The 15522-nt window shown below is 60.4% G+C and carries 11 protein-coding genes and 2 tRNA genes; 4 read left to right on the plus strand and 9 right to left on the minus strand.

All coding sequences use genetic code 11. The features are described from left to right. Window positions 1-97 precede the first annotated feature (97 nt). A complete protein-coding gene (gene rlmB / locus E4O98_RS14225; RefSeq protein WP_021493242.1) occupies window positions 98-853 on the minus strand; it encodes a 23S rRNA (guanosine(2251)-2'-O)-methyltransferase RlmB in 756 nt (251 codons plus the stop codon). Continuing rightward, the gene (rnr, locus tag E4O98_RS14230; RefSeq protein ID WP_032878192.1) at window positions 850-3480 is read right to left on the minus strand and encodes a ribonuclease R; all 2631 of its coding nucleotides are present in this window, start codon (window positions 3478-3480) and stop codon (window positions 850-852) included. Before rnr ends, rlmB begins: the two co-directional genes overlap by 4 nt. A 226-nt stretch (window positions 3481-3706) precedes the next feature. Here rnr and E4O98_RS14235 point away from each other — a divergent pair. The 4 genes from E4O98_RS14235 (at window position 3707) to E4O98_RS14250 (ending at window position 6758) form a co-directional block, all read left to right on the plus strand. Continuing rightward, a tRNA-Leu gene (locus E4O98_RS14235) sits at window positions 3707-3793 on the plus strand. Between the two features lie 154 nt (window positions 3794-3947). Beyond that, window positions 3948-4034, plus strand: a tRNA-Leu gene (locus E4O98_RS14240). Between the two features lie 145 nt (window positions 4035-4179). Continuing rightward, entirely contained in the window at window positions 4180-5205 is a 1026-nt protein-coding gene (locus E4O98_RS14245; RefSeq protein WP_032878194.1) for an iron ABC transporter substrate-binding protein, read from the plus strand. Continuing rightward, entirely contained in the window at window positions 5205-6758 is a 1554-nt protein-coding gene (locus tag E4O98_RS14250) for an iron ABC transporter permease (RefSeq protein WP_032878196.1), read from the plus strand. Before E4O98_RS14245 ends, E4O98_RS14250 begins: the two co-directional genes overlap by 1 nt. Before the next feature lie 112 nt (window positions 6759-6870). On the opposite strand, the gene E4O98_RS14255 is transcribed toward E4O98_RS14250, so the two are convergent. From E4O98_RS14255 to hfq, 7 genes are all read right to left on the minus strand, one after another. Continuing rightward, the gene (locus tag E4O98_RS14255; RefSeq protein WP_248135559.1) at window positions 6871-8805 is read right to left on the minus strand and encodes a methyl-accepting chemotaxis protein; all 1935 of its coding nucleotides are present in this window, start codon (window positions 8803-8805) and stop codon (window positions 6871-6873) included. Window positions 8806-8944: 139 nt separating this feature from the next. Then, the gene (locus E4O98_RS14260) at window positions 8945-10234 is read right to left on the minus strand and encodes an adenylosuccinate synthase (RefSeq protein ID WP_005784238.1); all 1290 of its coding nucleotides are present in this window, start codon (window positions 10232-10234) and stop codon (window positions 8945-8947) included. A 54-nt stretch (window positions 10235-10288) separates the two neighbouring features. Further along, on the minus strand, window positions 10289-11476 hold the full coding sequence (locus E4O98_RS14265; RefSeq protein ID WP_032878199.1) for an ATP phosphoribosyltransferase regulatory subunit: 1188 nt from the start codon (window positions 11474-11476) through the stop codon (window positions 10289-10291). A 293-nt stretch (window positions 11477-11769) separates the two neighbouring features. Then, on the minus strand, window positions 11770-12636 hold the full coding sequence (gene hflC, locus E4O98_RS14270; protein WP_003188064.1) for a protease modulator HflC: 867 nt from the start codon (window positions 12634-12636) through the stop codon (window positions 11770-11772). Then, window positions 12636-13811 carry an FtsH protease activity modulator HflK gene (gene hflK, locus E4O98_RS14275; RefSeq protein WP_005784234.1) on the minus strand — a complete coding sequence of 392 codons (1176 nt, stop codon included), beginning with the start codon at window positions 13809-13811 and terminating at the stop codon, window positions 12636-12638. The genes hflC and hflK overlap by 1 nt, the downstream gene beginning before the upstream one ends. A gap of 96 nt (window positions 13812-13907) precedes the next feature. After that, a complete protein-coding gene (hflX, locus tag E4O98_RS14280) occupies window positions 13908-15209 on the minus strand; it encodes a ribosome rescue GTPase HflX (protein WP_032878202.1) in 1302 nt (433 codons plus the stop codon). Window positions 15210-15221: 12 nt separating this feature from the next. After that, a complete protein-coding gene (hfq, locus tag E4O98_RS14285) occupies window positions 15222-15482 on the minus strand; it encodes an RNA chaperone Hfq (protein ID WP_003188059.1) in 261 nt (86 codons plus the stop codon). Between the last annotated feature and the right edge of the window lie 40 nt (window positions 15483-15522).

The following is a 15522-nucleotide window of genomic DNA, read 5'->3' on the forward strand; positions in this document are numbered from 1 at the left end:
TCCCGATTGCGGGAGTTCAGTCACATCATCTGTAACTGACCCACCGCTATCGGGAGCAAGCCCCCTCCCACATTTTGGTTCTGTGCCAGGCTCGGGATTACTTCTTGGCTTTGACCTTGGCACCACGCTGACGCTGGGCTTCAAACAGGCACACGCCCGTCGCCACCGATACGTTCAGGCTGCTGACGCTACCGGCCATCGGCAAGTGCACCAGGTAATCACAATGCTCACGGGTCAAACGACGCATGCCTTTGCCTTCGGCGCCCATGATCAGGATGGTCGGGCCGGTCAAGTCCTGGTCATAAATGCTGACCTCGGCCTCGCCTGCCGTACCCACGACCCACAGGCCGCGCTGCTGGAGTTTCTCCAGGGTGCGCGCCAGGTTGGTCACGGCCACCAGCGGAATCACTTCTGCCGCGCCGCAAGCCACTTTGCGCACCACCGGCGTCAAGGTTGCAGACTTGTCTTTAGGCACGATCACCGCAAGCGCGCCGGCAGCATCTGCCGAACGCAGGCAGGCGCCGAGGTTGTGCGGGTCGGTCACGCCGTCCAGTACCAGCAACAGAGGCGCGCCTTCGGTACGGTCGAGCAGCTCGTCGAGCATCGCCTCGCCCCATACCTGGCTCGGGCTGACGTCCGCGACCACGCCCTGGTGTACACCTTCAACCCACACGTCCATTTCACGACGCTCGGCCTGGCCGATGGCAACCTTGTTTTGGGTGGCCAGTTCGACCAGCGCCTGCACACGCGGCTCACTGCGGCCTTCGGCCAACCAAACCTGCTTGACCCGCTTGGGGTGATGACGCAGCAGTGCTTCTACGGCGTGCACGCCGTAGATTTTTTCCAGACTCATGACTTGGCCTTAGGTTTGCGCGACCCGCCGCTTTTCGCGGGGGCAGAGCCCGCTTTTGGCGGGCCTTTACGATGTTTACTTGGCTTGCTCGACGGTTTTTCCGCCCCTTGGGACTTTCCCCCAGACGCCGCTTTACCACCACTTTTGGCTTCGTTGAGCAGCTGCTGCTTCAACTCGCGGCTCTTGCGCAGCTCGGCGTTTTTCGCCGCAGCATCGCTTGGGCGGTAGGCTTCAGGAGCCTTTTCCTTGGCGGAAGAGCGACGCCCCGACTTGGCAGGTGCAGGCTCGGCAGCCGTCTTCGCGCCAGTGGCCTTGCCTTTGGAAGCCGGCGCTGCGGTTTCGCTGCCACGCTTTTTGCGGCCAGCCGGCTCAGCGGGCTTGTCAGGCATACCGAAGTCGATCTTGCGTTCGTCCAGATCGACGCGCATGACCTGCACTTCGACGGTATCGCCCAAGCGGAAGCTGCGACCGGTGCGCTCGCCCGCCAGACGGTGGTGCACAGGATCGAAGTGGTAGTAGTCACCCGGCAAGGCGGTGACATGCACCAGGCCCTCGACGTAGATGTCGGTCAGTTCCACGAACAGACCAAAGCCCGTCACAGCAGTGATCACGCCCGGGAACGATTCGCCCACGCGATCCTTCATGAACTCGCACTTGAGCCAGTTCACTACGTCGCGGGTGGCTTCGTCGGCGCGGCGCTCGCTCATGGAGCACTGCTCGCCCAACTGCTCCAGGGCCGCCTCGTCGTACGGATAGATCCGCGCCTTCGGAATGGTCATGGCACCGGCGCGCTTGACGTGCGGGGTGTTCTGCCTGGAGTGGATCACGCTGCGGATCGCCCGGTGCGTGAGCAAATCCGGGTAACGACGGATCGGCGACGTGAAGTGGGTGTACGCCTCGTAGTTGAGGCCAAAGTGGCCCTGGTTATCGGCGCTGTACACCGCCTGGCTCAGGGAACGCAGCATCACGGTCTGGATCACGTGGTAATCCGGACGATCCTTGATGCTGGCCAGCAAAGCCTGGTAATCCTTGGGCGTCGGGCCGTCCTTGCCTTTATGCAGGGACAGGCCAAGCTCACCAAGGAAGGCGCGCAGTTTTTCCAGGCGCTCCGGCGGCGGACCGTCGTGGACGCGGTACAGCGCAGGAATTTCGTGCTTCTTCAGGAACTCGGCAGTGGCCACGTTGGCCGCCAGCATGCATTCCTCAATCAACTTGTGCGCGTCGTTACGGGTGGTCGGGGTGATAGCGGCGATCTTGCGCTCGGAACCGAAAACAATCCGGGTTTCCTGGGTTTCAAAATCGATCGCGCCACGGGTATGACGGGCGCCCAGCAACACCTTGTACAGCGAGTACAACTGCTTGAGGTGTGGGACCACGCCAGCGTACTCGGTACGCAGGGCCTTGGCTTCGCTGGTCTTCGGTGTTTCCAGAATGGTGCTGACCTTGTTGTAGGTCAGACGCGCCTGGGAGTGGATCACCGCTTCGTAGAACTGGTAGTCGGTCATTTCGCCGGTTTTGGAGATGGTCATCTCGCACACCATGGCCAAACGGTCGACTTTCGGGTTCAGGGAGCACAAGCCGTTGGACAGCTGCTCAGGCAGCATCGGGATCACGCGCTCAGGGAAGTACACGGAGTTGCCGCGCACCTGGGCTTCGTTATCCAGGGCCGAACCGATCTTCACGTAGCTGGACACGTCGGCAATCGCGACGTACAGCTTCCAGCCGCCGGAGAACAGGCGCAGCTTGCCAGGCTTGGCTTCGCAGTAGACCGCATCATCGAAGTCGCGGGCATCTTCGCCGTCAATGGTGACGAACGGCAGATGACGCAGGTCGATGCGTTTTTCTTTGTCTTTCTCTTCGACTTCCGGCTTGAGCTTGGCGGCTTCCTTGAGCACGGCATCAGGCCAGACGTGAGGAATATCGTAGGTGCGCAGCGCAACGTCGATTTCCATGCCGGGCGCCATGTAGTTGCCGACCACTTCAACGATATCGCCCTGGGGCTGGAAGCGCGCCGTTGGCCAATGGGTGATTTTCACCTCGACGAACTGGCCGACCTTGGCGGCACCGTTGCGGCCGGGGGTGATCAGCACTTCCTGCTGGACCTTCGGGTTATCCGGAACCACAAAGCCGATGCCGCCTTCTTCGAAGTAACGGCCGACGATGGACTCGTGGGCACGGGACACCACTTCGACGATCACGCCTTCGCGACGACCGCGACGGTCCAGACCGGAAACCCGCGCCAGGGCGCGGTCGCCATCGAACACCAGGCGCATTTGCGCCGGGCTCATGAACAGATCGTCACTGCCGTCATCCGGGATCAGGAAGCCGAAACCGTCACGATGGCCGGCAATGCGGCCCAGGATCAGGTCGAGCTTGTCTACCGGCGCGTAAGTGCCACGACGGGTGTAGATCAATTGAGCATCGCGCTCCATCGCACGCAGACGGCGGCGCAGGGCTTCGAGCTGGTCTTCGGTGGTCAGACCGAATTCTTCGACCAACTGCTCGCGGCTAGCAGGCGAACCACGATCGGCGAGGTGCGCCAGGATCAGTTCGCGGCTAGGAATAGGGTTTTCATATTTTTCCGCTTCACGAGCGGCCTCGGGATCGAGGGACTGCCAATCGGCCATTAGAGAGTTTTCACCTTGTCTATATGTGGGTTAGTTTGGCATACGCGTATTGAAACGGGAAATTTCAGGTATCAACAAGCGTTTAAAAGACCTTTACGCCCCCCCACCGCGCACCTTGCACGACCACTGGCGAAATTTTCCAGGGTTTTTTCATGGCAGGGGTTTACAGCTCAAATATCGCTCCGTATAGTGCGCGCCATCGACGACGGCAACGTTGTCAGATAATGCCCAGGTGGTGAAATTGGTAGACACGCCAGCTTCAGGTGCTGGTGATCGCAAGGTCGTGGAAGTTCGAGTCTTCTCCTGGGCACCAAATTCAGATCAAACCCGCGAAAGCGGGTTTTTTCGTTTCAGACCTTTGATTTTTAACGGAAAAATTGATTTATATTTTTCGAATCAGGGGTTTACAGATCAAAAAGCCCGCCGTATAGTTCGCCCCATCAACAGCGGCAACGTTGTTAGATAATGCCCAGGTGGTGAAATTGGTAGACACGCCAGCTTCAGGTGCTGGTGATCGCAAGGTCGTGGAAGTTCGAGTCTTCTCCTGGGCACCAAATTCAGATCAAACCCGCGAAAGCGGGTTTTTTCGTTTCTGACGCTCGAAAAACTCCCCAGCGATTTCCCCCCCTCGTCCGCACTTGAGAAGTTTTATCGTTTATCCTTGCAATGATTTGTTGCATATAGCGAGGAACACTTCGGATGATGATCCGCGATAACCGTCTCAAAACATCCCTTCTGCGCGGCCTGAGCCTCACCCTGCTCAGCCTGACCCTGCTCTCGCCCGCCGCCTATTCTGCCGACAAGATCGCCCTGACCTTGTACAACGGCCAACACAAGGAAGTCGGCGATGAACTCGCCAAAGCCTTTGAAGCCAAGACCGGCATTCACGTCAACGTGCGCAAAGGCAGCAGCAATCAGTTGGCCAGCCAGGTCGTCGAAGAAGGTGACCGCTCCCCCGCCGACGTGATCTATACCGAAGAATCGCCGCCGCTGAACAAACTCGGCGAGCAAGGCTTGCTGGCGAAGATCGATGCCAGCACCCTCGACGTGCTGCCCAAGGATTACGTCGGTCGTAATGGTGACTGGATGGGCGTGACTGCACGCACCCGCGTGGTGGCGTTCAATCCAAAACTGATTGCTGAAAAGGACCTGCCCAAATCCGTCCTGGATTTCGCCGGCCCCGAGTGGCAAGGCAAGGTTGGCTTCGTGCCCACCAGCGGTGCCTTCCAGGAACAAGCCGTGGCGATCATCAAACTGCACGGTCGCGAAGCCGCCGAAGAGTGGCTGACCGGCCTGCGCGCCTTCGGCAAGGTGTACAGCAACAATATGGTCGCCCTCAAGGCCGTTGAAAATGGCGAAGTGGCCACCGTGCTGGTGAACAACTATTACTGGTTTGCCCTGAAAAAGGAAAAAACCAACCTGGACTCCCAACTGCACTACTTCACCGATGGCGATGCTGGCGGCCTGATCACCGTATCCTCCGCTGCCGCACTGAAATCCAGCAAACACCCCAAAGAAGCTCAGCAACTGCTGGCATTCATGGCCAGTGAAGAAGGCCAGCGCGTGATCACCAACACCTCGGCCGAGTACCCGCTGCGCAAGGGCATGCAATCCAACCGTGGCCTCAAGCCCTTCAGCGAGCTGCAGCCGCCGAAAGTCACCCCAGCCGACCTTGGCAACGCCGAAGAAGCCCTGGAACTGGAACGTGACGTTGGCTTGAACTGATGACCGCATCGCTAACGGCCGGGGCATTCAGCCCACGGCGCAAACGCCCGTCGATCTGGCTGTTGCTGCCGGTACTGCTGCTAGTGGGCCTGAGCCTGCTGCCGCTGGCGTATGTCGGGCTCAAGGCCTGGCAAGCGGGCTGGGCAGAGGCGGTGCATCTGCTGTGGCGGCCTTATGTGTTTGGCCTGCTGCGCAACACCCTCGCGCTGATGGTCGGCGTGACCGTGACCTGTGGTGTGATCGGCCTGTCCCTGGCTTGGCTACTGGAACGCAGCAACCTGCCGGGACGAAGGATCTGGGGCGTAATCCTGTGCCTGCCGTTTGCGGTACCTGCGTTTGTCAGCAGCTTTACCTGGGTGTCCCTGAGCGCGAGCTTCGAAGGGCTCGGTGGCGCGATTCTGGTGATGAGTCTGTCCAAGTACCCGCTGGTATTTCTACCGGTGGCAGCAACCTTGCGCAACCTTGACCCGTCCCTGGAAGAGTCCGCGCGCACCCTGGGACTGAATCGCTGGGGCGTGTTCTTTCGCGTCACCTTACCGCTGCTATGGCCGTCGCTATTGGCCGGGGCACTCCTGATAGCCCTGCACATGCTGGTGGAGTTCGGGGCCTTGTCGATCATCGGCCTGCAGACCTTTACCACCGCGATCTACCAGCAATTCGAACTGGAATTCAGCAACGCCAATGCCGCGATGCTCTCGGCGGTGTTGCTGGTGATGTGCCTGACCTTGCTGTGGCTGGAGTTGCGCGTGCGTGGCAAAGGCCGACACGTGCGCATTGGCCAGGGCGCGGCGCGACATGCCGAGCAGGTCCGGCTGGGCAAGTGGGCACCATTGGGGCAGGTGTATTGCCTGGCGCTGGCGATCATTGGCAGCGGCATTCCACTGGGGATGCTCGGTTATTGGTTGGCCGTCGGATCTTCCGCCGCGTTTCCACTGGCTGAAATTGGCGAGGCGTTGCTCTCCTCACTTGCCTTGTCGCTGGGAGGCGCGGCGTTGTGCCTGGTACTGGCGGTGCCCGTAGGTTTGCTGGTGGTGCGCTACAAAGGCCAGTTGGCACTGTGGGCCGAACGCCTGCCTTACCTGCTACACGCCCTGCCCGGCCTGGTGATTGCACTGACACTGGTGTATTTCGCGCTGCATTACGTGCCCGCGCTGTACCAGACCTCGGCGTTGTTGCTGATCGCTTATGCGTTGCTGTTTTTGCCATTGGCCCAGGCGCCGATTCGTACGGCCTTGAACAAAGCGGCACCACAACTGGAGGAGGCGGCGCGCACGTTGGGCGCTTCGTCGTTCAGTGCGTTTTGCCGAGTGACGTTGCCGATTATCTTCCCGGCGTTAGGGGCGGCATTTGCGCTGGTGTTTCTGGATGCGATGAAGGAATTGACGGCGACTTTGCTTCTGAGCCCGACCGGGTTGAATACCTTGGCGACGGCCGTGTGGGCGCATACTTCGAATGTGGAGTTTGCGGCGGCGGCACCGTATGCAGCGTTGTTGATATTGGTGTCGGGGTTGCCGGTGTATCTACTTACGACTCGGATGTATCTGAGTCGCTGAGACCGCTATCGGGGGCAAGTCGAATCGTCGCACCGCCCCTCCCACATTTGAATGTGTTCGCAAATCAAGTGTGGGAGGGGGCTTGCTCCCGATGTGGCCGGTATGGACACCACTAAGCCCGGAACTGCCCCAGGCTCGCCTTCAACTGCGCCGCCAACCCATCCAGCACCTTGCCACTGGCCGTCGTCTCCACCACAGCCTGCGCCGCACGCTCGGCCTGGGCATGGATCACTTCCACCCGCCCACGCACCGCATGGGCGCCCTGAGCCTGGTGCTCAGCCGCACGCGTCGCCAGACCAATCGCGGCGTGCACCTGCTCCACCGACGCTTGTACTGTCTGCTGCAAACGCACACTGTCGCGCAACACCAGCAAGCCCTCATTGGCCTGGCGGCCAGCCTTGCCGATTGTTTCCACCGCCTCACGCGCGCCCTGTTGCAACGCCACGATATGCGCCTGGATGTCGCCGGTAGAGCTTTGGGTCTTGCTGGCCAGCGCACGCACTTCGTCCGCCACCACCGCAAAGCCACGTCCAGTCTCGCCCGCCCGCGCCGCTTCGATAGCCGCATTCAGGGCAAGCAAATTGGTTTGCTCGGCGATACCGTGGATCACGGTGAGCACGACTTCGATCTGCTCGCTTTGCTGCGCCAACCGCTCGATCACCTGGGAGCCAGCCTGCACCTGCCCCGCCAACGCCTCGATCAAGCTGCCGACCTCAGCCGAGGTGCGCGAGTTCTCATCCGTGGCCTGGCGAATATCCACCACCTGCTGCAAGGCCGCTTGCATGGCGTGACTTTCGGCCTGGGCCTCGTCAGCCATTTGCGAAAGTGCGCGCAAGCTCTCTGCAACCTCGTCGCGCTGCAAACCCGCTGCCGCGTCGGCGCCCGCGTTACGCAATGTCATGGCGCCGATTTCCACACCGGTACGCTGGGCCACATCGCCCGCCTCACGCACGATGGGCTGCAACTTATCCACAAAGCGATTGACCGCCGAAGCCATATCACCGATTTCGTCCTTGCTGTTGATCTGCACACGCTTGGTGAGGTCGCCCTCGCCTGCCGCCAGGTCGTCCATGGCGGCAATAAGCAGCTTGAGACGATTGACCACGCGCCGGCCCAACACAACAGCGAGCAACAGCAATACGCCAAGCCCCACCAATGCCAGGCCCATGCCGATACGCCAACGCAGGGCGCCCGCCGCTTCTTGCACGGCGCTGGAGGTGTTTGCAGTCATTTGGGTGGCAGTTGCCTGTGCCGACTGCAGCCTGGCGCCCATGGCGCTGGCACTATCAGCCGCCGCCCCCTGGAGGCTATCGCCCACCAGTTGATCACCGCTGGCGATCAGCGCGGCAAAGCGCTTATCCAACGCTTGCAGGTCGGCCTCAACCGCAGCGGTCGACACGCCCATGCGCACCTTGCCGATTTCCACACCATTTGGGCTGATGGAGGCTTCGACGTAGTACACCGACGGGTCTGTCTTGGCCGCGTTCAGCACTTTATCGAGGGCACGCTCACCCGCACACTTTGCCAGCAACGCCTGGTTGATCGGGTTATCACGGTTCAGATAACGCGTCAGGTGCTCACCCGCGGCGTCGTCATACACGACGAACAACACGTTGGGATTGCGTTGGGCACGCCGGGCAAATTCCGAGAGTGTTGGCACATCGCTGTCCCACATGGCGCGGGGCGCGACCGAGGCCAGCAACTGCGCCATGTCATTGGCGGAGTCCTTCAGGTCTTTTTCCAGGGTCGCACGCAGTTGCTTCTGCTCTTCCTGCAGACGCGTGGAAAGTCCGGCTGTCAGGCGCTGGCGCGTGCTGGAGGACAAGCTGTCGAGGCTGGACGTGACCTCCTTGCCGGCCTGGGCCAATTCGCCAGACAGTTTCTGACTATCGATGCCCAGACGATTACCCAAATCAGCTTCCAGCGCGGTCACGGTGCTCCGCGTCAGCGCGACGGCAACCAGCACTTGCACCAAAAGGGCGATACCAAGGGTAACGAACACCGGCCGCAACAGACGGCTTTGTAACAACGAGAGAACGGCAGACACTGGAAACCCCTCCACCACGGGTGCCACTAATTTGATAGCACCTCGAAAGAGGGAAACACAGCAAGGGTCGTGCCGTTTGCCAGGCAGAAACGACAAAGGGCTCCCGAAGGAGCCCTTTGCTTTTTACATCAACAATTTATTAAGCGAACGGGTGCCGCAGAACGATGGTCTCGTTGCGGTCCGGGCCGGTCGAAATAATGTCGATCGGTGCACCGATCAGCTCTTCCACACGCTTGATGTAAGCGCGGGCGTTGGCTGGCAGTTCTTCCAGGGTCTTGGCGCCCACGGTCGATTCGGTCCAACCTGGCACTTCTTCGTACACAGGCTGCAGGCCCACGTAGCTGTCAGCGTCGGTCGGGGCAACGTCGTTGCCTTGCGCGTCTTTGTAGCCGACGCAGATGTTGATGGCTTCCAGGCCGTCGAGTACGTCCAGCTTGGTCAGGCAAATGCCCGAAATGCTGTTCACATCGATAGCGCGACGCAGGATAACGGCGTCGAACCAACCGCAACGACGAGCACGGCCAGTGGTGGCGCCGAATTCGTGACCTTGCTTGGCCAGGTGCGCGCCAACGTCGTCGAACAGCTCAGTCGGGAACGGACCCGAGCCTACACGGGTGGTGTAAGCCTTGGTGATGCCCAGGATGTAGTCCAGGAACATCGGACCAACGCCTGAACCTGTGGCAACGCCGCCAGCAGTGGTGTTGGAGCTGGTCACGTACGGGTAGGTGCCGTGGTCGATGTCCAGCAACGAGCCCTGGGCGCCTTCGAACATGATGTCTTTGCCGGCGCGACGCAGGTCGTGCAGCTCGGCGGTCACGTCCAGCATCAGCGGCTTGAGCAGCTCTGCGTATTCCTTGCACTCGGCCAGGGTCTTGTCGAACTCGATGGCAGGCTCTTTGTAGTAACCCACCAGCATGAAGTTGTGGTAATCCACCAGTTCACGCAGCTTGTCTTCAAAGCGCGGCATGTTGAGCAGGTCGCCCACACGCAGGCCACGACGCGCAACCTTGTCTTCATAGGCCGGACCGATGCCGCGACCGGTAGTGCCGATCTTCAGCTCGCCACGGGCCTTTTCACGGGCCTGGTCCAGTGCAACGTGGAAGGACAGGATCAGCGGGCAGGACGGGCTGATGCGCAGGCGCTCGCGCACCGGTACGCCTTTCTCTTCCAGCTTGGTGATCTCGCGCAGCAAGGCGTCAGGTGCAACTACCACGCCGTTGCCGATCAGGCACTGCACGCCTTCGCGCAGTACGCCCGACGGAATCAGGTGCAAGACGGTTTTTTCGCCATCGATGACCAGGGTGTGGCCAGCGTTGTGGCCACCCTGGTAGCGCACTACGGCGGCAGCATGTTCGGTCAGCAGATCAACGATCTTGCCTTTGCCCTCATCACCCCATTGGGTGCCCAGGACTACGACATTCTTACCCATAACACTTGTCCTCATTCGCGCAAACTTGGTGCCGGCGATGGCCGGCAGGAAAACTCAAGAAGCCAGTGGCGATACTTGCCAAAGCCCGTTCTGCTGAATCAATTGCCGGTCGCAGTCCGCTTCACGGGCGGCGGCCAATGGCTGCCCAGGCAAGGCCTGGACCACACGCTGACCCTCACTGCGTAACTGGCAAACCTGCTGCCAGAGCGCCGCGTCCGTACTGTCGGGCATCCAGATGCCACCAGACGGCAGCTCGACCTCAGCACGCCCCAGGGTCACCAGGGTTTTCAAATCGGTGGAAAAACCAGTGGCCGGACGCGCGCGACCGAAGTCGGCGCCGATATCGTCGTAACGACCACCTTGGGCGATGGCCTGGCCAACACCCGGGACAAATACCGCGAACACCACACCGGTGTGGTAGTGGTAGCCGCGCAACTCGCCCAGATCAAAATACAGCGGCAGCTGCGGGAACCGCGCCGACAAGCGTTCGGCAATCGCCAGCACGTCATCCAGTGCCGCCAATACCGGCGCCGGCGCATTGGCCAGGCGCTCACGCGCAGCCACCAGCACTTCACGACCACCGCACAGGTCCACCAGCGCACGCAGCATACCGGCCAGTTCAGCCGGCACACCCTCGGTCAGGGCGATCACTTCGTCGATCGCCTTGCGCTGCAGGGCATCGAACAACTGTTGCTCCACTTCACCGGACAAGCCAGCCGCACGGGCCAGACCACGATAGATACCGACGTGGCCCAGGTCCATGTGGACATCGGGCACGTCAGCCAGTTGCAGCATGGCCAGCATCAGGCTGATCACTTCAACGTCGCTGCTCGGGCTGGCATCGCCGTACAACTCGGCACCCAACTGGATCGGGCTGCGCGAAGACGACAAGGCTCGCGGCTGGGCATGCAACACGCTGCCGGCGTAGCACAGGCGGCTCGGACCTTCGCGGCGCAGGGTGTGCGCGTCGATGCGCGCCACTTGCGGCGTGATGTCGGCACGGAACCCCATTTGCCGGCCCGATTGCGGGTCGATCACCTTGAAGGTGCGCAGATCCAGGTCCTGGCCCGCGCCGGTCAGCAGGGATTCCAGGTACTCGATATGGGGAGTCACGACAAACTCGTAACCCCAGCTCTGGAACAGATCCAACACCTGGCGACGCGCTACTTCAATGCGCGCAGCTTCTGGTGGCAGTACTTCTTCGATGCCATCTGGCAGCAGCCAGCGGTCTACCGTTGCCATTACGCCATTCCCCTTTGATCCGGGCGGCCAGCCCTCGGCCGAGCCTTGAGTGAAGCAGAAAATACCCGCCTCCTGCATAAACCACGCGCAAGAGCGACGTGACGAACGGCCTGCAAACGGCCTCGTCGGGCACTTTCCTCGAAAAACCTGTCACGCCTGCCGAATCAAACATGCAGACGCAAAAAAGCCGGGAATTTCCCGGCTGCCGCATCATACACCCGTTTTCTGAAAGGATCACCCCGCCAGGCATTTTAGCCGCCCGACGGAGTGCCCCCTACAGAATCACAGGCCTGTTACTTGGACTTTTCCAGGTAGCGGAAGAAGTCGCTGCTTGGGTCCAGCACCAGTACGTCGGTTTTGTTCGCGAAGCTTTCACGGTAGGCACGCAGGCTACGGTAGAACGCGTAGAACTCCTGGTCCTGGCCGTAAGCCTTGGCGTAGATCGCCGCCGCTTGAGCATCACCATCACCGCGGGCCTCTTCAGACTCACGATAGGCCTCTGCCAGCAGGACTCGGCGCTGACGGTCAGCATCGGCGCGGATACCTTCAGCCAGCTCGTTACCCTTGGCACGGTGCTCACGAGCTTCACGCTCACGCTCGGTGCTCATACGTTCGAACACGCTGCGGTTCACTTCCTTGGGCAGGTCAATGGCCTTGACCCGGACATCGACGACTTCGATACCCAGCTCTTTTTCCGCCATGGTGTTCAGCGAACGGGTGATATCCGCCATCAGCGCATCACGTTCACCAGAAACCACCTCATGCAGGGTGCGCTTACCAAACTGGTCACGCAGGCCCGATTCCAGACGACGGGACAAACGCTCGTCGGCAATCTGCTTGAGGCCGGAGGTCGCGGTGTAGAAGCGCTCGGCATCCTTGACGCGCCACTTGGCGTAGGCGTCAACCATCACGGCTTTCTTTTCCAGGGTCAGGAAGCGCTGTGTCGGTGCATCCAGGGTCATCAGGCGGGCGTCGAACTTGCGCACCTGGTTGACGTAGGGGACTTTCACATGCAGGCCTGGCTGGACATCCGCCTGGACCACGCGACCGAATTGCAGCAGCACCGCACGCTCGGTCTGAGCCACGATGTAGAAGCAGTTCCAGGCAGCGATGACCACGACGACGCCCACAATCAGGGCGGTCAGCGATTTATTGCTCATCAACGACTCTCCCTGGTACGTGTTTGCTGTTGCAGCAAGTCAGCGGCCGCACGGGCGCTCGCTTCGTTGGCAGCGGCATTCGAACCGGTGGACGGTGCGCTGGTGCCGCTACGACCACTTTCGATCATCTTGTCCAGCGGCAGGTACAGCAGGTTGTTCTGCCCACCCTTGTTGCCGGTCACGAGAACCTTGCTGGTGTTGCTGAAAACTTCCTGCATGGTGTCCAGGTACAGACGCTCACGCGTGACTTCCGGCGCCTTGCGGTACTCGGCAACCAGCTTGGTAAAGCGATCTGCCTCACCCTTGGCGCGCGAGACCACTTCGTCGCGATAACCGTTGGCATCTTCAAGGATGCGCTGGGCCTGACCACGGGCTTCCGGCACAACGCCGTTGGCATAGGTTTCAGCCTGGTTGCGCGAACGCTGCTCGTCTTCACGGGCGCGGATCACATCGTCAAACGCTTCCTGCACTTCACGCGGTGCCGCGGCGCTCTGTACGTTCACCTGAGTGACAGTGATACCGGTGCGGTAGGTATCGAGGAACCGTTGCAGGCGCTCCTTGATTTCACTGGCCATCAATTCACGACCTTCGGTCAGCACCTGGTCCATGGCGGTGGAGCCCACCACATGGCGCAGGGCACTTTCGGTTGCGTGTTGCAGGCTGATCTCCGGCTGATCAACGTTCAGCACGAAATCCTGCAGGTTGCTGATCTTGTACTGCACGGTCAGCGGCACTTCGACGATGTTCTCGTCTTCGGTCAGCATCTGGCCCTGCTTGGTGTACGCACGCTCACGCGTGACGTTTTCCATGTACTTCTTGTCGATCGGCGGGAAATAGATGTTCAGGCCCGGCCCGACAGTCTCGTAGTACTTGCCGAAGCGCAGCACCACGGCTTGCTCCTGCTCGTCCACCACGTAGACCGCGCTGTACAGCCATACGGCCGCGAGCACGACAAGACCCAGGCCCAGCAGGCCGTAGCCGCCGCCCTTGCTGGTGCGACCGCCGTCGTCACCGCCACGTTTTTTTCCACCACCGAACAACCCATTCAGGCTTTCCTGCAGCTTTCGGAAGGCCTCGTCGAGATCCGGTGGCCCCTTGCGGTCGCCATTATTGCGGCGCTTACCACCCCAAGGATCCTGATTATTCGAGTTGCCACCCGGCTCATTCCAAGCCATAGCGCTCTCCATCTGATAAAGCAAAGACGCACCCACGGCGCGCCGACCAATGCTACAGAATGCCTGCTACTGCGGCACAACCGCTTTCTCAGGCTTTTATTGCAAAGTGTGTTGTTCAATGAACTCCGCCGGCACAACACCCTCGCGACTGACCAGTCGATTGAGCTCCGAGCGTGGCAATCGAACGGCCAGCAAGCTGACACCTTCTTCGTCGTGTTCTTCTTTCTGTACCGCACCCAGTTCGAAAAACTGTGCCCGCAGTCGAGCAAAACGCTGCGGCAAGCGCAAGGTGCCGACAAACAAATCGCTGCCCAGCAGTTCGGCAATTGCTTGCTCAAGCAGGTCCAAACCACTGCCATCACGCGCCGACAGCCAGACCCGCTGGGGCTTGCCGTTTTCGTCACGCTGGATTTGTGGCTCAACACCTTCAAGCAAATCGAGTTTGTTATAGACCTCGAGGATCGGCAAGTCCTGGGCACCAATCTCGCCCAGCACCACCATGACCTGTTCAATCTGCAACATGCGATCCGGTTCGGCCGCATCGATCACGTGCAGCAGCAGGTCGGAATTGCTCGACTCTTCGAGCGTAGACCGAAATGCCTCGACCAGCTTGTGCGGCAAGTGACGAATGAAACCCACGGTATCGGCCAGGACAATCGGCCCCAGGTCGTCTATGTCCAGACGGCGCAAGGTCGGGTCGAGGGTGGCGAACAGTTGGTCGGCCGCGTACACGTCCGATTTCGTCACGTTGTTGAACAGCGTGGACTTGCCGGCGTTGGTATAGCCCACCAGGGACACGGTAGGGATATCCGCACGGGAACGGCCACGGCGCGATTGTTCGCGCTGGCTGCGGACTTTTTCCAGGCGGCCCTTGATCTGGCGCAGGCGAACCCGCAGCAGACGCCGGTCGGTTTCCAGCTGGGTTTCACCCGGACCGCGCATACCGATGCCGCCACCTTGACGCTCAAGGTGAGTCCAGCCGCGAACCAGGCGGGTGCTCATGTGATCAAGCTGGGCCAGTTCGACCTGGAGCTTGCCTTCATGGGTACGGGCGCGCTGGGCGAAAATATCGAGAATCAGGCCGGTACGGTCGATCACGCGACACTCGAAAACACGTTCGAGGTTACGTTCCTGACTGGGCGTGAGGGTGTGATTGAAGATCACCAGATCGGCTTCTTCAGCGTGAACCAGGTCGCGCAGTTCCTCGACCTTGCCGCTGCCGATCAGGTATTTGGCGGTTGGCCGATGACGCGGCACGTTAAAAAACGCAACGGTCTCGGCGCCGGCCGAATTTGCCAACTCCTGAAACTCCTGCGGATCTTCGCGCGCCTCAGGGTCCTGTCCATCCAAGTGAACGAGGATTACTCGCTCACCACCACCGTGGCGCTCAAAGAACAAAGGAGACTCCTATCAGGCGTTACCTGGCTCAGCGTCACCCTGTTCATCACCTGCTGCGCTAGGCAGACGGATTGGACGAACTGGAACGACTGTCGAGATAGCGTGTTTGTAGACCATCTGGCTGACGGTGTTTTTCAGCAGGATCACGAACTGGTCGAACGACTCGATCGTGCCTTGCAACTTGATACCGTTGACCAGATAGATGGAAACCCCAACTTTCTCTTTACGTAAAGTGTTCAAGTAAGGGTCTTGTAGCGAATGCCCTTTTGACATGTGCCGCACTCCTTTAAGGATCAATAATAAAAAATCGGAA

The sequence above is a fragment of the Pseudomonas sp. W2Jun17 genome (assembly GCF_023127795.1).
GTDB classification, from domain to species: domain Bacteria; phylum Pseudomonadota; class Gammaproteobacteria; order Pseudomonadales; family Pseudomonadaceae; genus Aquipseudomonas; species Aquipseudomonas synxantha_A.

Excerpts from the sequence above, each read along its gene's own strand:
- rlmB (WP_021493242.1), bottom strand. The coding sequence starts at position 853 with ATGAGTCTGGAAAAAATCTACGGCGTGCACGCCGTAGAAGCACTGCTG.
- rnr (WP_032878192.1), bottom strand. The coding sequence starts at position 3,480 with ATGGCCGATTGGCAGTCCCTCGATCCCGAGGCCGCTCGTGAAGCGGAA.
- E4O98_RS14245 (WP_032878194.1), top strand. The coding sequence starts at position 4,180 with ATGATGATCCGCGATAACCGTCTCAAAACATCCCTTCTGCGCGGCCTG.
- E4O98_RS14250 (WP_032878196.1), top strand. The coding sequence starts at position 5,205 with ATGACCGCATCGCTAACGGCCGGGGCATTCAGCCCACGGCGCAAACGC.
- E4O98_RS14260 (WP_005784238.1), bottom strand. The coding sequence starts at position 10,234 with ATGGGTAAGAATGTCGTAGTCCTGGGCACCCAATGGGGTGATGAGGGC.
- E4O98_RS14265 (WP_032878199.1), bottom strand. The coding sequence starts at position 11,476 with ATGGCAACGGTAGACCGCTGGCTGCTGCCAGATGGCATCGAAGAAGTA.
- hflC (WP_003188064.1), bottom strand. The coding sequence starts at position 12,636 with ATGAGCAATAAATCGCTGACCGCCCTGATTGTGGGCGTCGTCGTGGTC.
- hflK (WP_005784234.1), bottom strand. The coding sequence starts at position 13,811 with ATGGCTTGGAATGAGCCGGGTGGCAACTCGAATAATCAGGATCCTTGG.
- hfq (WP_003188059.1), bottom strand. The coding sequence starts at position 15,482 with ATGTCAAAAGGGCATTCGCTACAAGACCCTTACTTGAACACTTTACGT.